Origin of the sequence: Cupriavidus consociatus (assembly GCF_017814975.1) — a bacterium.
Taxonomy (GTDB): Bacteria; Pseudomonadota; Gammaproteobacteria; order Burkholderiales; family Burkholderiaceae; genus Cupriavidus; species Cupriavidus consociatus.
Map to the genome: position 1 here is coordinate 312,980 of NZ_JAGIQA010000002.1, position 18,915 is coordinate 331,894.

General features: G+C 63.4%; 13 protein-coding genes. 8 read left to right on the forward strand and 5 right to left on the reverse strand.

What is annotated here, in order from left to right; genetic code table 11:
- The first annotated feature begins 96 nt into the window (after positions 1–96).
- The 4 genes from J8I82_RS04605 (at position 97) to J8I82_RS04620 (ending at position 6,401) form a co-directional block, all read left to right on the forward strand.
- On the forward strand, positions 97–297 hold the full coding sequence (locus tag J8I82_RS04605; protein WP_209754815.1) for a hypothetical protein: 201 nt from the start codon (positions 97–99) through the stop codon (positions 295–297).
- Between the two features lie 423 nt (positions 298–720).
- A complete protein-coding gene (phaZ, locus tag J8I82_RS04610) occupies positions 721–1,947 on the forward strand; it encodes a polyhydroxyalkanoate depolymerase (protein ID WP_209754817.1) in 1,227 nt (408 codons plus the stop codon).
- 299 nt (positions 1,948–2,246) lie between these two features.
- Positions 2,247–5,609, forward strand: coding sequence for a bifunctional diguanylate cyclase/phosphodiesterase (locus tag J8I82_RS04615; RefSeq protein ID WP_245179391.1), 3,363 nt, complete (start codon positions 2,247–2,249; stop codon positions 5,607–5,609).
- Positions 5,610–5,687: 78 nt separating this feature from the next.
- On the forward strand, positions 5,688–6,401 hold the full coding sequence (locus tag J8I82_RS04620) for a glycine-rich domain-containing protein (RefSeq protein WP_209754819.1): 714 nt from the start codon (positions 5,688–5,690) through the stop codon (positions 6,399–6,401).
- 79 nt (positions 6,402–6,480) lie between these two features.
- Here the strand turns inward: J8I82_RS04620 and J8I82_RS04625 are convergent, their stop codons facing one another.
- Positions 6,481–6,981, reverse strand: coding sequence for a DUF6496 domain-containing protein (locus J8I82_RS04625; protein WP_209755027.1), 501 nt, complete (start codon positions 6,979–6,981; stop codon positions 6,481–6,483).
- A gap of 349 nt (positions 6,982–7,330) precedes the next feature.
- Here J8I82_RS04625 and J8I82_RS04630 point away from each other — a divergent pair, with 349 nt between their 5' ends.
- Positions 7,331–7,534, forward strand: a complete 204-nt coding sequence (locus J8I82_RS04630; protein ID WP_209754821.1) for a cold-shock protein — start codon at positions 7,331–7,333, stop codon at positions 7,532–7,534.
- Between the two features lie 90 nt (positions 7,535–7,624).
- Here J8I82_RS04630 and J8I82_RS04635 read toward each other — a convergent pair whose 3' ends face one another.
- Positions 7,625–8,623, reverse strand: a complete 999-nt coding sequence (locus tag J8I82_RS04635) for a GlxA family transcriptional regulator (RefSeq protein WP_209754823.1) — start codon at positions 8,621–8,623, stop codon at positions 7,625–7,627.
- A 322-nt stretch (positions 8,624–8,945) separates the two neighbouring features.
- Here J8I82_RS04635 and J8I82_RS04640 point away from each other — a divergent pair, with 322 nt between their 5' ends.
- Entirely contained in the window at positions 8,946–12,383 is a 3,438-nt protein-coding gene (locus J8I82_RS04640; protein ID WP_209754825.1) for an adenylate/guanylate cyclase domain-containing protein, read from the forward strand.
- Between the two features lie 8 nt (positions 12,384–12,391).
- Here J8I82_RS04640 and J8I82_RS04645 read toward each other — a convergent pair whose 3' ends face one another.
- From J8I82_RS04645 to J8I82_RS04655, 3 genes are all read right to left on the reverse strand, one after another.
- Complete coding sequence (locus J8I82_RS04645) at positions 12,392–13,540, reverse strand: branched-chain amino acid ABC transporter substrate-binding protein (protein WP_209754827.1); 1,149 nt, start codon at positions 13,538–13,540, stop codon at positions 12,392–12,394.
- A gap of 145 nt (positions 13,541–13,685) precedes the next feature.
- Entirely contained in the window at positions 13,686–14,927 is a 1,242-nt protein-coding gene (locus J8I82_RS04650) for a M24 family metallopeptidase (protein WP_209755029.1), read from the reverse strand.
- A gap of 241 nt (positions 14,928–15,168) precedes the next feature.
- The gene (locus J8I82_RS04655) at positions 15,169–16,095 is read right to left on the reverse strand and encodes a LysR substrate-binding domain-containing protein (RefSeq protein ID WP_209754829.1); all 927 of its coding nucleotides are present in this window, start codon (positions 16,093–16,095) and stop codon (positions 15,169–15,171) included.
- Positions 16,096–16,376: 281 nt separating this feature from the next.
- On the opposite strand from J8I82_RS04655, the gene J8I82_RS04660 reads away from it, so the two are divergent.
- Together J8I82_RS04660 and J8I82_RS04665 are read left to right on the forward strand one after the other, a co-directional pair.
- Entirely contained in the window at positions 16,377–17,636 is a 1,260-nt protein-coding gene (locus tag J8I82_RS04660) for an aromatic ring-hydroxylating oxygenase subunit alpha (protein WP_209754831.1), read from the forward strand.
- Between the two features lie 8 nt (positions 17,637–17,644).
- On the forward strand, positions 17,645–18,796 hold the full coding sequence (locus J8I82_RS04665; RefSeq protein WP_209755031.1) for an FAD-binding oxidoreductase: 1,152 nt from the start codon (positions 17,645–17,647) through the stop codon (positions 18,794–18,796).
- Positions 18,797–18,915: the final 119 nt, after the last annotated feature.

Here is an 18,915-nt window from a genome sequence, read left to right on the forward strand (position 1 = left end):
CGACCCACTCATCGCGGTTCCCCTCTACTTCCGTGGAACAAGCTCCACGGACCAGCAGTCGCAGTTCCCTTTTGACACCCGACAAAGGAGGCCGACATGCTAAGTCCACACGAAATTGCAGCACTGCTTCTCCTCGGCGATGCGCCGGAAATTCACGACCTCGAGCCGGAGCAACTGGACAGCTTGCTGGAGCACAAGCTGGTCACGATGGAACATGGCCATGACAGCGGCAATGTCTATCCCCGCCTGACAAGTCGGGGGCATTCCATGCTTCACGCCGTACGCCGCATACGGTAAGAGGCAGTCTGAAAGCAATAGGACCGGCTCCGCCTGCCGCGACCGAACGCTTTCGCCTTCGCGTGCCGTAGTGCTCGCTGCGTCCTGGATCAAGATCATTCCCGGCCGCGTGCGGGGTCCGCTGCAGGTGCCGCAAGTGAGCCTTGCTCGACAAGGTTCCAATCTCCGGAGACTCGTTGCCGACAAGGTTCTAGACTCTAGAGAGGGCGTTGCCGAGGCCGTGATCGCTGAAGCCACTTGCCTGCGCCGTGCACCACATGACCGCAGAAACGGGTACGCCTGTACGCCTGATTGCTCGCTCGCTCGCTGGACAGTTGGATCGACTGCCCTGCGGGCAGGCCGGGAGCTGGCGGGCCGCGTGCAGTCTCTCGCAAACTGGAGAGGCGCTCATCTCCCTCGATAATTGGCTTGCGCGGAGTCGACATGCTGTATTCGATGGTGGAGTACCAACGTGCAATGATCGCGGCGTGGGCCGATCAGTCGATCTCCGCGCTACGCAGCCCGTTCAACTCCTTTGCCTATGTTCCCGGCGCACAAGACTTTGCGTGCCGCTGGAAAGAGCTGCTATGTCGCAACACGGCGAGCGACCCGCCCGCGTTTGGCATCACAGCCATTGATTGTGACGGCGTTGCCGTTCCCGTGCTGGAGCGCCTTGTCTCGGAAAGTCCTTTTTGCCACCTGAGACGCTTCGAGGCGGCAAGGCTTGAGTCCCACGCCAAGCAGCAGGCAATGCCCATCGTCCTCGTCTGCGCTCCGCTTGCGGGCCATCACGCCGTCTTGCTTCGCGATGTCGTGCAATCGCTGCTACAGGAACACATCGTCTATGTCACGGATTGGAGGGATGCTCGCCACGTTCCCGTGTCCGCTGGCTTGTTCCATCTGGACGACTACGTTGTTCACATCCGTCGCTTCATCCGCGAGATCGACGCCGGGCCGCTGCATGTCATGGCGATATGCCAGGCGACTGTTCCGGTGCTGGGCGCCGTCGCGCTCCTGGCTAGTCACGGCGAGCCAACACCGAGGAGCCTGACTTTACTTGGCGGCCCGGTCGACGCACGTCGGAATCCGACCGCCATCGGACGTTTTGCCTCAAGCTATTCTCTTCAGTGGTTTCGGCGCAATCTGGTGCACGTCGTACCAAAACCGTATGCAGGCGCAGGACGGCGGGTCTGTCCTGGTTTTGTGCAGATTGCCGCCCTCGGCGCCACGCAGGTCACTACGCTATGGGACCTGTATCGGGAATCCTATGTAAAACTGCTTTGTGGGGAAGGTGGCCGGAAGTCGGCGAACTGGCAAACGCTGCTTGACTATAACGCGGTGCTCGACCTTGCTGCGGACTTCTACCTGGACACCATTCATTCCGTATTCCAGGAATTCCAGTTAGCCCGCGGCACCTGGGAAGTACAGGGCCAGCACGTGCGGCCGCAGGACATCACAAACACAGCGCTGCTGACCATTGAAGGTGGCCTGGACGACATTTCCGGGTGCGGTCAGACCCACGCGGCGCATGATCTGTGCCGCGGCATCTCCCGCGGCGACAAGCGGCGGGTCACGGCCTCCCGCTGTAATCACTACGATTTGTTCTCCGGGCCTGCCTGGCGCAGCCAGATCTATCCGAGTATCCGGGATGTGACCCGACGCTATGGGTAGGGCACCGTCCGGCCTCCCGGTCTGGCCAGCTCGCAGCGCCTTCCTTGTGCGAACCCCTGTCCGAGCGTGCCGCCACCCGCCACGCTGCATGTCGGCATCCGAAAGCCCTCTTTTTGACACCCCACTTAAGGAGGGTGTTTACCTAGCAAATTTTGACGCCCGTCAAGCTCTACATGCTATAGATTGTTAAGACATTTAGAACTACCGGTTCGCATAGAAGGATCGGACAAAGTCCATTTTTCGTATCAGTCGTCGGCAATGGCCGCAATGGTCGTCGTCGGCATCCGGGGGAAACAATCTTGCGCCAGACGCTTGCGCGCATGCGGGGGCCGCTTGGCCGCCTGGGGTCGCGCACCATCACGGCGGGCACGGTGCTACTTGGAGCGCTGACGACCGCTGTCGTCTATGCGTTCTGTACCGATTTGCTGGAAAGGGATGTCCGGCTGCGTTTCGAAAACGATACCGGCGACGTCGTCCAGCAGTTCGACACGCGGATCCGGCTCTATACGGACGTGCTGGTCACGATGCAGGCGCTGTTCGGCGCCAGCGACCACGTCACGCGCAGCGAGTTTCGGGATTTCGTCAGCGGCCTGAACCTGGCGCAGCGCTACCCTGGTTTTCAAACCCTCAACTACGCGCCCTATGTGCCGGCGTCCGAGATCGACGCCTTCGTCGCCCGGCAGCGCATCGATCCAATCCTGCGCGAAGCTGGCGTGACCTTCAGCGTCCGCCCGCCTGGCAAGCGGCCCGGCCACTTCGTGCTCACCTATGTCGAACCGCTCGACCTCAACCTGGCGTCGATCGGCATCGATATGGGGGCCGAGCCGCGCCGCCTGGCGGCGCTCGAGCGCGCGCGCGATACCGGGCAATCGGTCAGCAGCGGCCGCCTGATTTTCAGCGAGGCAACGAACCCGCATGTCGGCATCGCCCTGCGCCTGCCGGTGTACCGCAAGGTGCCGAACCTGGACTCCGTTGAAGCGCGCCGGCATGCCTATGTTGGCTCGGTCGGCGCAGGCATTCGGGTGGACGGTTTGCTCAAGGATCTGGTCAGCAACGACAACCTGCGCCGGATCCGGTTTCGCGTCTATGACGCCGGGGACTTCGCCGAGCCAGCCGCCTCGCTGTCCGCGGGCAACCTCCTTTATGACAGCCTGACCGGGCTGGCCAAGCGCGGACGCACCCGGACCGCGGACGACCGCGCCAGGCCCGGTGCGGCGGCGGACGGGCCAGCAGAACCGGACGCCAGCCAGCAGGACCTGACCAAGAGCGTGGTGCGGAACTTCGGCGGACGGCGCTGGGTGATCGACTTCGCTGCCGACTCGAACGCGATAAGCGGTCCCCAGCGCTATCTGCCAATGCTCGTGGTGGCTTCGGGCCTGATCATCAGCGTGCTGCTGGGCTGGCTGGCCTACGCGCTGTCGAGTTCGCGAGCGCGCGCCGTCGCCACCGCCGAGGAGATGACGCACAGCCTGCGCGAGAGCCAGGCAGCGCTGGCCGAGGCGCAGCAAATTGCCCACCTGGGCGACTGGCGCATCGACCTGGGCGCGAACATCGCTTACTTTTCGCGGGAGATGGCAAGACTGCTCGGCTGGCGCGGCCCCAAGCCGACACCGGAGGCGCTGTTCCAGGCAGTCGAGGACAGTCATCGCGCGGTGCTGCGGGAGAAGATGGAGGCAGCCTTGCGTGACCGGCAACCGTTCGAGTTCGAATGCCCCTACCGTTCCCAACGCGGACGCAGGGGTTGGTTGCATCTGATCGGCCACGCGCACGGAGCGGGCGTGAACAGCACCGTCTTGCGCGGCACTGCGCAGGATATCAGCCAGCGCAAGTCTGCCGAACGAGCCCGGGCACAAGAGCATCAGATCACCCTGCATCTGGCCACCGCGACCAGTGAAGCCGAGGTGCTCGAGGAGATCGTTCACACGCTGCTCGAAGACATGGACTGGGAAGCCGGTGCCTTCTGGCCAGCCGACGACAGTCATGGCCCGAAGCTGCCACAGGTGTGCCAGAGCCGCGTCAAGGCGCTCGAACCCTGGCTCGCCGCGCGCCCCGCCCTGCCGGCTGGCGCTGCGGCCCTGCAGGCGCCGCAGTGGTATGCGGGCCACCTTGGCATGTCGCGCCATGCATTGGCCGGCTGGCTCGCCACCGGCGGCCTGCGCACGGTGTTCGCCTTCCCGCTGAGCAGGGGACACGTGACGCTTGGCGTTGTCGAGCTCTATTCCCGCGTCAAGCGCAGCCCCGATGCGCATGCGCTGGCGATGGCCGGCGGCATCGCCAGCCAGACCGGGCACTTCCTGCTGAGGCGCCAGGCCGAGGAGAACCTGCGCTTCATTGCCAATCACGACGCCCTCACCGGGCTGCCGAACAGACTGATGTTCAAGGCCGAGTTCGAGAAAGCGCTGACCCGTGCGCGCGCCGACGGGCAGGCCCTGCACGTGATCTTTGTCGACCTGGATGAATTCAAGGTGGTGAATGACACGATCGGCCACAACGCAGGGGATACGGTGCTGCGGGAAATGGCCGACCGGCTGCGCGTGGGCTTGCCCGATGTGGAGCTGATCACCCGCTTCGGCGGTGATGAATTCGTCGTGCTGCTGGACCCCAAGGGCGACTCGATGATCCTGGGCCAGACCCTCGCCAGGATACAGGCAGTGCTGGCGCCCGGCTTTGTCGTCAACGATTCCGAAATGCGGATGACCGCAAGCATCGGCATCAGCTCGTTCCCCGAAGACGGCAACGACTGGCAGACGTTGCTCAAGCATGCCGACCTGGCCATGTACGGTGCCAAGCAGCTTGGCAAGAACGGCTATCAGTTCTACACCCGCGGCATGAGCACCTCGCTGCAGCGGCGCATCGACATGGAGTCGCACCTGCACCGTGCGCTTGAGCAGGACGAATTCGTTCTCTATTACCAGCCGCGCATTGCGCTCGCATCGGGTGCCTGCACCGCGGTCGAGGCATTGATACGCTGGCGCCATCCGGAGCTTGGCCTGGTCATGCCCGGAGATTTCATCCCCTTCGCGGAGCAAAGCGGCGCCATCGTCGAGATCGGTGCGTGGGCGCTGCGCGAAGCGTGTCGCCAGAATGCCGCATGGCGCGCCCAGGGGCTGCCGCCAGTGCGGGTTTCGGTCAACCTTTCCGCCCGGCAGTTCGCCGACAAGTCGCTCAGGCTGACCATCATCGATGCCCTGCGCCAGGCGGGGCTGCCGGGCAACCTGCTGGAGCTGGAACTGACCGAAAGCATGATCATGCGCGATGCCGAACAGGCTTCGAACTGGCTGTCCCGCCTCAAGCGCACCGGCGTGCGGCTGGCGATCGATGACTTCGGCACCGGCTATTCCTCGCTCGCTTACCTGAGCCGCTTCCCGATCGATACGGTCAAGATCGATCGCAGCTTCGTCCGTTACGTACCGGAAAGCCGCAGCGACACACAGATCACCAGCGCGGTGATCGGGCTCGGCCACCGCCTCGGCCTCGAGGTCGTCGCCGAAGGGGTGGAAACCGAGGCCCAGCTCGAATTCCTGCGTCGCGAAGGCTGCGACGAAGTGCAGGGCTACTACTTCAGCCATCCGCTGCCGCTGGCGAAGGTCACTGCCTTCCTCGCCAGCCGCATGGAGAATGGCCCCGCTTTCGAACGGGACCAGCAACCGATGCGCGCATGACCGCTGTCGGTCACGCGTGCATTGTGCAGTGGCATTTCAGGCAGTCCAAAATCAGCCAAAAAAAGAGGAAACTGAATCATGCAAGACCGTACTGTGCAAACCATGTGGGAAGCCATCGACGCGCTCGATTTTTCAAGGATGAAGGCCAAGCTGATGCACCAGAAGCATCAGGACTGGACACAGGAATCGCTGGAGCAGGCCGAGCGCGGCTACCGTCAGTTCCTGAAGCTGGCAGCGAAGTATCCGGAGACGCCGGCGGTGCCCAGCGAACTGGTCGACGCATTCTGGCATGCGCATATCCTGGATACCCGGCGCTATGCCGATGACTGCGTGCAGATCTTCGGCTATATCCTGCATCACGATCCCTACGTTGGCATCGATGGCCCCGAAGACGAAAGCCGCCTGATGGCAATGGCGGCGACGAGCGATGCGCTGAACATGCGCGAGTTCGGCAGCCCGCTCACCTCAGCGGCTTACTGCGCGCGCGCCGCAGCCGACGACGCCGCATATTGTGCGCGCATGGCACAGAAAGGGAATGCCGCCTATTGCGCGCGCATGGCAAAGGAAAAGAATGCAGCCTATTGCGCGCGCATGGCCGATCGGCTGGACGCCGCGTACTGTGCTCGCATGGGCAGCTCGGCGGACGCCGCGTACTGTGCTCGCATGGTCTCAGGCGAGGCCGCGTACTGCGCACGGATCGCAGCGACCGGGCTGGTCGTCTCTCAAGGACCTTTGGCCGCTGCCAAACCCGCCTATTGTGCTTTGACGTCGCCTCAGGCTGCGGCTTGCTGAAGACGGCCTGACCTGTTGGTCACCGCCACTTGGCCCACGCGTTCGTTACTGCGACGCAAGTCGCAGTAACGGGCGATCCCTAGCGAGCGGATTCCTTTTTTGCCGCGCGCGTGCGAGCGGCCTTGCGGGCTGCCTCGGATCGGCCGGCGGCGCCCTTGGTGCTCGCGGCCTTTTTCGCGGCAGCTGAACGGTCGGCCGCGGTACGCTTGCTTGCCGCGCTCCTGGCCTGGGCAGACAGCGCCTTGGAAGACGCCCCGGCCGTGCTCTCGCGCTTGAGTGCCTTGAGCGCGGCCTGGGCGCGCCTGGACGTGCTTTCCGAACTTGCCCGCCGCGGCGCGGACTTGGCCTCTGTGGACTTCGTTTTAGCCTGGGCCGCGCCCTTCTTCGGCGGCACATCGACGCCAGCGCGGCGCGCCTCCGATAAGCCGATCGCTATCGCTTGCTTTGCCGAGCGCACGCCGTGCTTGCCCTTTCGCACGGCCTCGATTTCGTCGCGAACAAAATGACCGGCCTGGGTGGTCGGCGCCTTCCCTTCCCGCTTGTCTGCCCTGGCTTGGGCGATGCTCGATGCTCTTGGCATGGTTGTCTCCATGATTGGCCGCGTTGATCTGGCAATGGGCCACGCCACATCCATCCAGTGTCCGCGGGGCTGATCAGAGTCCGCCATCTGCAGGCGGGCCACTGATGTCTACGCAATTGGCGTTCCAGGCTTGCCACGCAATTCTCACCGTCCCGGCTTATGTTTCGCAAACGGCCAGTTGTGACGTCCTGTCCATCGCCATCTTCAGCCGGTCTTGGCACCAGCGTGCCTCTTAGGCTATGCTGGCAATCCGCGGCGGCATGCAGCGGTCGACAATATTTGAGCGTTGCCAGATTTCCGGAAGGGAATCGCTAGCGCGCTCCCTTACTCACCAAATTTTGAGGATCACATGGCGACGGGCACTGTGAAATGGTTCAACAGCGAAAAAGGCTATGGGTTCATCACACCGGATGATGGCGGCAAGGACTTGTTTGCCCATCACAGTGAAATCCAGGGCAGCGGGTTCAAGTCGCTGGACGAAGGCGCAAAAGTCGAATTCGACGTCACGCAGGGCCAGAAAGGCCCGCAGGCATCAAACATTCGCAAGCTGTAAATCCTCGCCTGAGCGCACCAACGTAGAAGCTTTTCCAAAATCGCGAAAGGCTTCTCGGCGGCGTGCTGCGCTTCTGGCGGCAGGGACTCGTCAAGCTACGCCGGCGAGGTCGTCAAGGCCGGTGCTAGCAAAGCGCTCGCGGTAAGCGGCGGGCGTGACATTCAGCCGCCGCTGGAATGTCTGCCTCAACCTCACCTCTGATCCAAAGCCGCTCTCCATGGCGATCCGCTTCAGCGGCTGCTCGCTGTCTTCGAGCAGCCGCCGGGCCGCGTCCAGCCGTGTCTGCTCGACATAGGCCGAAGGCGTGTGCCCGGTCTCTTTCTGAAACACCCTGGAGAAATTCCGCTCACTCATCGCAAAGCGCGCCGCGAGCGCCTTTACCGACAGATCCGCCTTCGGAGAGCGATGGATGTAGTCCTGGATATCGCGAACCCTTGGATGGACCGTCATCTGGCTGAGCAGGTGCTCGCTGAACTGCGACTGCCCTCCCGGCCGTTTCAGGTAGACGACGAGATCTCTTGCCACCGACAGGGCGATATCGCGACCCAGGTCCTCCTCTACCATGGCAAGGATCAGGTCGAACACGGCGGTCACGCCGGCCGACGTCCAGACATGCGCATCGCGAATGAAGATCGCGTCTGCGTCCACCAGTATCCCGGGATACCGCTGTCGCATGAGTTCCGCCACGCTCCAGTGGGTAGCGGCGCGCCGGCCGCCGAGCAGGCCGGCTTCAGCGAGGAAAAAGCTCCCCGAGCAAAGCCCCACAATGGTTTTCAGCCTGTCGGCAGACGTACGGCACCAATCCACCACCGCGCCACACGCCGCCAGGACATTGAGGATATCCCGGGCCCCGACGATGACCACCACGTCGGCGGGCGGCAGGCCATCGAGCGACCGCGCTGCCGCGAGCGAAATCAGCGTATCGGACTGGATGGCGCCGGCCTGCGGTCCGACGATCCGAAGGTCGTATTTCGGTTCACAACCGAGCTGCCGCAAACGGGTGTTGGCATAGTCGAAGACATTGATGGCGCCAACGGCTTCGATGGCCTTGAATCCGGGATAGATGACGATGTCTACAGTAGTTCTCATGCGGCACAGGCGTGGGGTACGGCGCGGTCGAATGTCTCTGACCGCATGCGTCAAACGCAGATTGTATCCAACCGTTCCGCCTCGCCAGCCGGGCACAGGGCGTAAATGCCAACCAGCCAGCCCTGACTCACGCGACGAATAATGCACAGGCCTCGATACGAAGCCGGATCGGAAGACATAGGACGTCGGTCCGCGGCTGGGTGCGCGCTCAATCCGGTGCGCCCATAACCAACCAGCACACTCTCTCCTGTTCGACGTGCCCTGCCCGCCTTAAGATGAATTGTTGACTGTCGCTGGCCCCCATCCGGGGGAAAAAAGCCCCATGCGCTGCGCAAGCTGCGGGTTCGAGAATCCGACAGGTGCCAAGTTCTGTGAGGAATGTGGCGCCAGGCAGGGACGCGTCTGCCCGGCCTGCGGGCAAGAGGCGGCTGCGAGCGCCAAATTCTGCAGCGAATGCGGCGCGCCCTTAAGTGCTCTCGCAAGCGCACCCTCGAGCGCTACACCGCCTGCCGCGGCAACTGCGCCCAGCACTCCCATCGACTACACACCGCCCTATCTGGCCGAGCGCATCCGCTCGGCGCAGGCAGAGATGGAAGCCCGCGGCCAGGCGGACGGCGAGCGCAAGATGGTCACCGCGCTGTTCGCCGACATGGCGGGCTCGACCGCGCTGATCCATGATCTCGATCCCGAGGATGCCCGCCGCCTGATCGACCCGGTGCTGGCGCTGATGATGGAGGCCGTGCACCACTACGAGGGCTTTGTGGCCAAGTCGATGGGCGATGGCATCCTGGCGCTGTTCGGGGCACCGATCGCCAACGAAGACCATCCGCAGCGCGCCTTGCTGGCGGCGCTGCGCATGCAGGAAGCCATGCGCCACTACGCCGACGGCGTGCGCCTCGCCCAGGGCATCGCCCTGCAGATCCGTGTCGGCATCAACTCCGGAGAAGTGGTGGTGCGCACGATCCGCATCAAGGACCTGCACACCGACTACGACCCGGTGGGCAATTCGATCCATATTGCTTCGCGCATGGAGAGCATCGCCGTGCCCGGCTCGATCGTTGCGAGCGAACACACCCGCAACCTGACTGAGGGCTATTTCGCCTTCAAGGCGCTCGGCGCGACGCCGATCAAGGGCTTGCCCGAGCCGCTCGCGGTCTTCGAAGTCCTCGGCCTCGGGCCGCTGCGTACCCGGCTGCAGGTGTCGGCCAGCCGCGGGCTGGCGCGCTTTGTCGGCCGCACCCGCGAGCTCGAAGCCTTGCAGGAGGCGCGCGCACGGGCACGGGCCGGACACGGGCAGATCGTCGGCCTGGTGGGCGAACCGGGCGTGGGCAAGTCGCGGCTTTGCCACGAGTTCAAGCTGCTTGCGCCGCGCGATAGCCTGGTGCTCGAAACCTTCTCGGTCTCCCACGGCAAGGCCTATCCATACCTGCCGCTGATCGAGCTGCTGCGGAACTACTGCCAGATCACCGCGCAGGACGATGAGCGCCGGCGGCGCGAGAAGCTCACCGGCAAGCTGCTCACGCTGGATCGCGGGCTGGAAGACAGCCTGCCTTATCTTTGCCACCTGCTGGGCGCCGCCGAGCCGGGCTCGGCACTGGCGCAGATGGACACCCAGGTCCGGCAGCAACGCACCTTCGAAGCGATCAAGCGCCTGCTCGTGCGCGAAAGCCTGACCCAGCCGCTGGAGCTGATCATCGAAGACCTGCAGTGGCTGGACAGCGAAACCGAGGCCTTCCTGGGCTTCCTCGGCGAGAGCGTGCCGAGCGCCCGCATCCTGCTGCTGGTCAATTTCCGGCCGGAATACCGGCACGACTGGAGCCGCAAGAGCTATTACACGCAGCTGCGCCTGGATCCACTGGGCGCGGCCGAGGCGCGGGAACTGCTGCGCGCCTTGCTCGGCGACGCCGCCGGGCTTGGCCGGCTCGAGCAACTGATCCTGGAGCAGACCGAAGGCAATCCCTTCTTCATCGAGGAAGTGGTGCAGGACCTGGTCGAAGGGCAGATCCTGCGCGGCGAGCGCGGACACTACCGCCTCGAGCAGGTCCCGGGCAAGCTGCACATCCCTGCTACCGTGCAGGGGGTGCTCGCTGCCCGCATCGACCGCCTGCAACCGGCCGAAAAAGCGCTGCTGCAGACCCTGGCGGTGATCGGCAAGGTATTTCCCTGGAGCCTGCTGGTGCGCGTCGTCGAACAGCCGGAGGACAAGACGAAGACCCTGCTGGCGCGGCTGCAAGCCGGGGAGTTCATCTACGAGCAGCCGGCTTTTCCGGAAGTGGAATACAGCTTCAAGCATGCACTAACGCAGGAGGTCACCTACGGCTCCCTGCTGAGCGAGCGGCGCCGTGCACTGCATGAACGCACTGCCCAGGCGGTCGAGGCACTGTTCGGCGCCCAGCTCGAGGAGCACTGCAGCGAGCTGGCCTATCACTTCAGCCGCAGCGGCAATACGCCGAAGGCCGTGGAATACCTGCACCGTGCCGGGCGCCAGGCCGTGCAGCGCTCGGCTGACGCCGAGGCGGTCACCCACCTCACCATGGCGCTCAACTTGCTCGCCGCGCTGCCGGATGGCCAGGAGCGCGCACGCGAGGAACTCGCTATCCAGCTTGCCCTCGGTCCGGCCTGGATGGCCGCCAAAGGCTTTGCTGCCCCGGAAGTGGGAGAAACCTACACGCGCGCGCTGGCACTGTGCCGGCAACTCGGCGAGACGGCCCAGTTGTTTACTGCCCTGATGGGACTGCGCACGTTTTATACGGTCCGTGCGGAACTCCGGACTGCGCGAGGGCTGGCGGACCAGCTGCTTGGGCTGGCCGAGCAAGCGCGGGAGCTTGCGTTGCAGGTCCAGGCGCGCCGGGCCCTGGGTGCCAATCTGTTCTATCTTGGCGAACTGGTTCCTGCCCGTGAGCGTCTGGAACAGGCCATGGCTCTCTATGACCCGGAGCTGCATCGCTCGCATGCCTATGTCTACGGCCTGGAACCCGGCGTGCAAGGGCTCGCGCTGCTGGCCATGGACCTGTGGCTGCTCGGCTATCCCGACCAGGCCTGCGCGCGCAGCCAGGAGGCGCTTGCCCTGGCCCGGACCCCATCCCATCCGTCCGACTCGGCGGACGCGCTGATCGCAGCCGCCGAGGTCCGCCTGTTCCGCGGCGAGATCCAGTCGGCCCACGAGCTCGCCCAGGCGCTCGTCGCCCTCGCCATCGACCATGGCTTGCCCTACGGTCTGGCTTGCGGAACCATACTGACGGGCTGGGCGCTGGCAGCAGAGGGTCGCACGGCGGAGGGCATTGACCTCATCCGAAGCGGCTTGAGCGCCTACCGCGCCACCGGCGCCGAGCTGTTGCGAACGCATTTCCTGGCGCTACTGGCCGAGACCTGTGCCAGGGCGGGACAGCTCGACGCAGGCCTTGCCGCAGTGGACGAGGCGCTGGACGTCGCAGACCGGACGGACGAACGGATTCACGAGGCGGAACTGCATCGGCTCAAGGGAGAGCTGACGCTGCTGGCACCGGGCCGCCCCGAGGACGGAAGCCAGTGCGCCCGCGACGCCGAAGCCTGCTTCCTGCATGCGCTTGCGCTCGCCCGCGAGCAAGGGGCCCAATCGCTGGCATTGCGCGCCGTGTTATCCCTGGGCCGGTTGTGGCAGCAGCAGGGCCGCCAGGCCGAGGCCCGTCCCTTGCTGTCGGAATGCTATGGCTGGTTCAGCGAAGGCTTCGATACGGCAGACCTGCGCGCAGCCAGGGTGCTGCTCGCCGGACTCGGCTAGCGCCGCCCTCATTCGGCCCCGACCGTGGTGACCGGGATCCAGCGGCCACCCTTGACCTGATAGAGGGTCGAGGTCGGATTCTTCAGGTCGCCGTTCGCATCGAAGGCAATCTTGCCGGTAATGCCCTCATATTGCGTGGCACGGAGTGCCGCCACAAACTCGGCCGGCTTCGCGGAATTGGCCTGCCTCATCGCGTTGATCGCCACCCACGCGGCGTCGTACGCGAAGGGGGAATAGGTGAGGTTGTCTGCGCCGAAACGCTTCTTGAAAGTCTGCATGAAGGCCTTGCCTTGCGTCAGCGTTTCGATAGGGCGTCCATATTCCCAGGCCATCGCACCTTCCGCCTCTCGGCCCGCTACGTTGAGAAAGATGCTGTCGGCAATGCCACCGCTGCCGACGAACTGGGCGCGCATGCCCAGCTGCTTCATGCGCTTCACGATGAGCGCGGCCTGGTAGTCGCCACCGCCGAAGAACAGCAGATCGGCATTCGCCCCCCGGATTGTCGTCAGCTGTGCGTTGATGTCGATCGCCTTGTCATTGGTGTATTCCGCTATCGCGATCCTGCCGCCGGCAGCCGTGACGGCCTGCTTGAATTCGTCCACCGCCCCGTGGCCGAACGCAGTCCGGTCATCCATCACGGCAATGCGCTGCGCCTTCATGACATTGACAGCGTACTTCCCCGCCATGCCGGAGTTTTGCGTATCGGTCGCAATGATGCGGAAGACCGTCTTCAGGCCCTGATGCGTGATGTCCGGATTGGATGCCGCGGGAAGGATCATCGGAATCCCTGCCTTGGCGAAGATCGGCGCGCACGGCAGGGCAACCCCCGAGTTGTAGTAACCGACCACCGCGGCCACCTCGTCGTCGACCAGCTTCTGCGCGACCTGAACCCCGATGCGCGGGTCGCTTTGGTCATCTACCGCATCGATCTCGAAACGGACCTCCTGGCCGCCCAGCCTGATGCGCTGCGCATTGGCTTCTTCGACAGCCAGGCGAACACCGTTCTGCATGTCCTTGCCATTGGCGGCATTGATACCGGTCAGGGGACTGGACACCCCGATCCTGACAATTTGCTGCCCATAGGCCTGGCTGAATGCGCAGCTCAGCAACAAGGCGCTCAGGCTTGTCACGAGCAGCCGTCGAGAAAGATCGATCATGGGTTCAATGCCGGCGACACAGGGAATCGGGGGCGGCGCCATCCGTGCGCACCGTGGCTCGATTCTAATGTAACCGTGGCGTCGGCGAGGCACCGGCGGGATATCAGGGAGTACCCGGAAGATCCCCCGCGCCTGGCTTTGACCGTTACAGCCATTCGGTCTCGAACGGGAATGTCGATAACGGCGTACATCCCGCCTCGGTCAGCAAGACCTGCTGCTCGAGCTTGACGCCTTCTTCCCCACCTTCTTCGCCGATGTAGCTTTCAATGCACAACGTCATCCCGCTTTCGAAGACGCCGTCATAGCCGCCGCTTTCCCAATCGCTGTAGTACGCCACCGACGGATATTCGTCCACCATCCCGATGCCATGCGCCAGGCAGCTGTACCGGTTCTTGAGGTAAGCCGACGGCATATCCCAGCTGCGTTGCGCAAATTCCCTGAAGGTCATGCCGGGACGCAGCAGTTCCATGTTCGTGTGCAACTGGGTGTGCGCCGCCGCATATAGCCGGCGCTGCTTGTCCGTGGGACGAACGTGGCCGACGGTCCAGGTGCGGGAAATATCGGCGCAATATCCGTGCGGGCCGATCAGGTCAGTGTCGAACGCGATCAGCTCCCCTTTCTTCATGATCCGCGGGCTGCATTCCTGCATCCACGGATTGGTGCGCGGACCGGAAGCGAGCAGCCGCGTCTCGATCCATTCTCCGCCGAGCCGGATATTCTCGTAATGCAGATGAGCCCACAGGTCCTGCTCGCTCATGCCTGGCGCCAGCGCGTCATGCATGCGCTGGATGCCCTGCTCGCAAGCGGCCACTGCGGCCTGCACCAGGACCAGCTCGTCTGCCGACTTGACGGCCCGTGCGCGCTCCATCACGGCCTGCCCATCGGCAATCCTGATGCCTTGCCCGAGCAGCGCCTGGACGCCTTCGGGATCCAGCCTGTCGACCGCGATCCGCATATCCGAGGGCGCATGCTGTCGCAACAGGTCCGCAATCTCGCTCGCCCACGCCCTGGCCTTGGGCGCCGACTCCGGGCCGGCGCTGAAGTAGTTCCAGCAGGTGGCCCCGCGGATTTCTGCATCGAGCGCGACGCCGCGCCAGACGTGCTCGCAGTTGTGAAACTCGAAGGCGACGATCGGGCCATGCGCAAAGACGACAACATAGCGGGTCGGATTTCTTCCGGTCCATACCTGCATGTTCGACGTATCGGTCGCGTAGCGGATGTTCACCGGGTCGTACAGGATGATGGCGGGACAGCGCTGCGCCAGAAGCTCCTTTCTGACTCGCTCCAGGCGATATGCGCGCACACGTTCCATCAGTCCATCGGATACGGCGTGATTGCTTTCCGTTTCCTTCATCGATACAGCGTGCAGGGTGCTAACCGCGGACATTGCTCCTCCTGTTAGTAGGTGTACTGGCTTCGTCTCTCTCACGGAGCGGCGCGCCAGCAGCTCCATGGGCGCTCAGTATCGAAAGGAGGAAAATGCGAGTCAACGCGCTATATTTTCGCGCTGGCATTACATAAGGTTATTCGACGAGCGGCAGCGCGAAGCGCCGCGCCCTGACGCCCGGGAATGACTGGTTACGTTCCCGCCGGCGCGCGGTTCCTCGCCAAACAACAATGCCACGCAGTCAACGGATGGCGACGTCCTCGCGCAGCCAGTCAATCAATCGGCCCACTACGGGAGTGATGGACCTGCCGTGGGGGACAATCACAAAATAGGCGTCCGTGGGCTTGGAGGATGCGTCCGTCAGGCGCACTAACTCTCCCTTCGCCAGCAGGTCATGGACCATCCGGCTCCACCCGAGTGCCACGCCCTGCCCGTATCTCGCTGCCTGTACGGCGTCGGTGTAAAGACTGCAACGCAGCACGTAGTTGAGTTTTGCGGGACGGTAACCCACCGAACGAAACCATCCCTCCCACGCCATCCAGCCTTCGTAGGTGGAATCCGCGTCGATCAGCGGGAGCTTGGCAAGGTCTTGCAGTGATTCCGGCGCCTTGTTTTCTGCGAGGAAGGCGGGCGAACACACCGGAAATACTTCTTCGTCGAACAGCAGCGTCGACGTGCCGTCTCCCCACTTGCCATCGCCATAGCGCACCGCAACATCCACCTCCACGTGCCGCAGGTCGGCCGTGAACATCTGCGTGGTCAACCGCAATTGCAATGGTGGATCCAGACGCTTGAGGTTCGGAAGTCTGGGCATCAGGCGGAACTGCGCGAACGGTGCTGTGGACGCCAGGACAAGCTCCTGCTGTTCGGCCCCGGTCGACAGGCGGTCGAATACGCCGGCAATCTTCTGCATCGATTCGGCAACGACGAGGTATAGCGCCTGACCCTCCTTGGTCAGAGCGATGGAACGGTGCATCCGATGGAAAAGCCGGACGTTGAGCGTCTCTTCCAGGAAGCGGACCTGCCGGCTGACCGCCGCCTGTGTCACCCCCAATTCTGTCGCGGCGAGCGTAAAGCTGCTTAAGCGGGCGACCGCCTCAAACTCGACCAGAGCCGTCAAGGACGGCACGATCCGTCGGTATCCCTTCGTTACTTTTGTGGCTCGCATTGATTCTCTTGTCTCGGATATAGCGCGGGACCTCCCCCTTGCCTCTCGCAGGCGCTGTCGCCGGCGCTTTCGGAAGCACTGAATTGGGGTATTCCCGGCCCGGAAATCGTCGTTCCGTGCCTCGGGATTCACAAGGATGGGCTCCCGCTTTGCATAACTTAGAGTAATGCCAAACGAAGAATAAAGCACGTTGACCCACCCCATGGCGAGCACAATAATCGCCCTGCAAAAGCACAACGAAAAGCACAACGAAGTCAACGCCATTGGATTGGAGATACAACATGTCCGCCCCCTCACTCAAGACTCATCGTGAATTGCTAGACAGCCGGGAGCCCGGCTTCGGGATGCCTGGCGCGTTATTCGGTCGACAAGACATCTTCGAAACGGATGTGGAAGTCTTCTTTCGCAAGCTGTGGATTCTTGTTGCCGTAACCGCCGACGTGCCCGAGCCAGGCGACGTCTACGCCGTCGACATCGGCAAGGAGTCGATCCTGATCGTGCGCGACGACGATGAAAACATCCGTGCCTTCCGCAACATCTGCCGGCACCGTGGGTCGCGCCTGATGAAGCAGGCAGGGAAAGCCAGCGTTGGCATGCTGGTGTGCCCGTATCACCAGTGGACGTATGACCTCGATGGCAGCCTGCGCCATGCAACCCATATGGGCAAGGACTTCAACGCAAAATGCCGAAGCCTGATTCCGGTTCACGTCAAGGTCGTCGGCGCCCACGTTTTCGTTTGCCTGGCAGCGGAAGCGCCCGAGGATATCGCCAAGCTCGAGACGGTGATGACGCCGCGGTTTGCGCCCCATCAGATGCAGCGCACAAGGATCGCGCACGAGATGAGCATCATCGAGAACGGCAACTGGAAGCTCGTCATGGAGAATAACCGCGAGTGCTATCACTGCGGCGGCACGCATCCGGAACTGACCCTTTCGTTCCTCGCGCACGACTTCGGATTTTGTCCGGACGGCCAGAGCGACGAAGCCATCCAGGACTATGAGCAATACCTGAAGCGAAATGCCGCCCGGAAGGACGAATGGGAAAAGGACGGCTACGTTTGCGAACTGTTCGAATCCCTCGACGAGAGCGTGGAAACCAATTTCCGTACGCAACGGCTGGTGATTGCGGGAGATTGCGAATCCCAGACGATGGACACCAGGGTCGCAAGTACCAAACTGCTGGGCAATCTCGAGCGGCGCGACCTGGGCGACGTCCACATGTGGGGCCATCACTCCTGGACGCATGTAATGAGTGACCACGCCATCGTCGCGTATATCCTGCCGCTGGCACCGGACAAGACGCTGGTGCGCACTGTCTGGCTGGTGCATGAGGATGCCGTCGAGGGTGTCGACTATGACCTGAAGCGGCTCACGGAGGTCTGGACCGCGACGACACAGCAAGACGCCGAGCTGGTGGCCAATACCCACGCCGGCACGCAGGATCCTGGCTATATTCCCGGCCCGTATTCCAGGTACACGGAAGCCCCCCTCGATCAGTTCGCGCGCTGGTACGACGCGCGCCTGAAGGCACATGGCGTGTGAGCATTATCATGATAGTAAGAGACGCATTTTGTGTGAGCCAGCCGCCGTCGGAAGCGACGGATCGATTCACCACTTCCAGCACCTGGGAACGCGCAGACGCCCAGTGGGAGAGCCATGAGCGCCGGCGGCTGGTTTGCTGCCGGACTGTCGCGGAGACGCATGATGTGCGTACCTTCGTGTTCAGTGCCGAAAGCGGACAGCCGTTCAGCTTTGAACCAGGCCAGTTCATTACCGTGTCGGCCGACATCGATGGCGAGACGGTCAGTCGTTGCTATACGATCTCGTCGCCACCGACCCGTCCCTACACGCTGTCCATCACCGTAAAGCGCACGCCAGGCGGGCGCATGTCAAACTGGCTGCACGACCATATGAAGCCGGGCGTCGTGCTGCTCGCCTATGGTCCGGCCGGCATCTTCACGCCGGCGTCTGCCCCGGCAGCCAAGGCGCTCTATCTGTCCGCCGGCTCTGGCGTGACGCCGCTCATGTCGATGACGAGGGCGGCTTTCGATCTCGGATTGAATCGCGACATCGTCTTCGTGCACAGCGCGCGGAGCCCCGCTGACATTATCTTCCGCGACGAGTTGAGCGGGCTCTGCGCGGCCGCGGACAAGTTGAAAGTCATTCACGTGTGCGAAGGCCAGGGCACCGGGCCTGACTGGAACGGCCCGCTGGGCAGGCTGAGCCTCGAACTGCTGCAACAGCAGGTGCCCGACTTCCGGGACCGCGAGGTGTTCACCTGCGGGCCGGCGGGATACATGAACTCGGTAAAGGAAGTCCTTCTGCAGGGCGGCCACGATCCCGCCCGGTACCATCAGGAAAGCTTCAATTTCGCAGAAACGGCGGAGCCAATTGCCGATGTGCCTCCGTCGCCAGCCGAGATCGGGGAATCGACCGCTTCCACGTACACGGTGCGTCTGGCGAAATCCGGCAAGACGTTTTCGATAACAGCCTCAGAGACCGTCCTCGCAGCGGCACGCAAGGCCGGCGTCGCGTTGCCCTCCTCCTGCAGCCAGGGCCTGTGCGGCACGTGCAAGACAGCGGTACTGGAAGGCTCCGTCGAAATGCGCCACAACGGCGGCATTCGCCAGCGGGAAATCGATAAGGGCCTTCGCTTGATGTGCTGCAGTCGGGCGACGTCGGACCTTGTATTGGACCTGTAACCCCGTCAGGCGCCGCAACTCTGTAGACCCAGCGATAAGACTCAGTGGCAGCGCCCCGCCAGATGCGGCGATATCAGCGATGCTCAAAATCCGGTGAGGTGGTGTACCGCCATCTCACC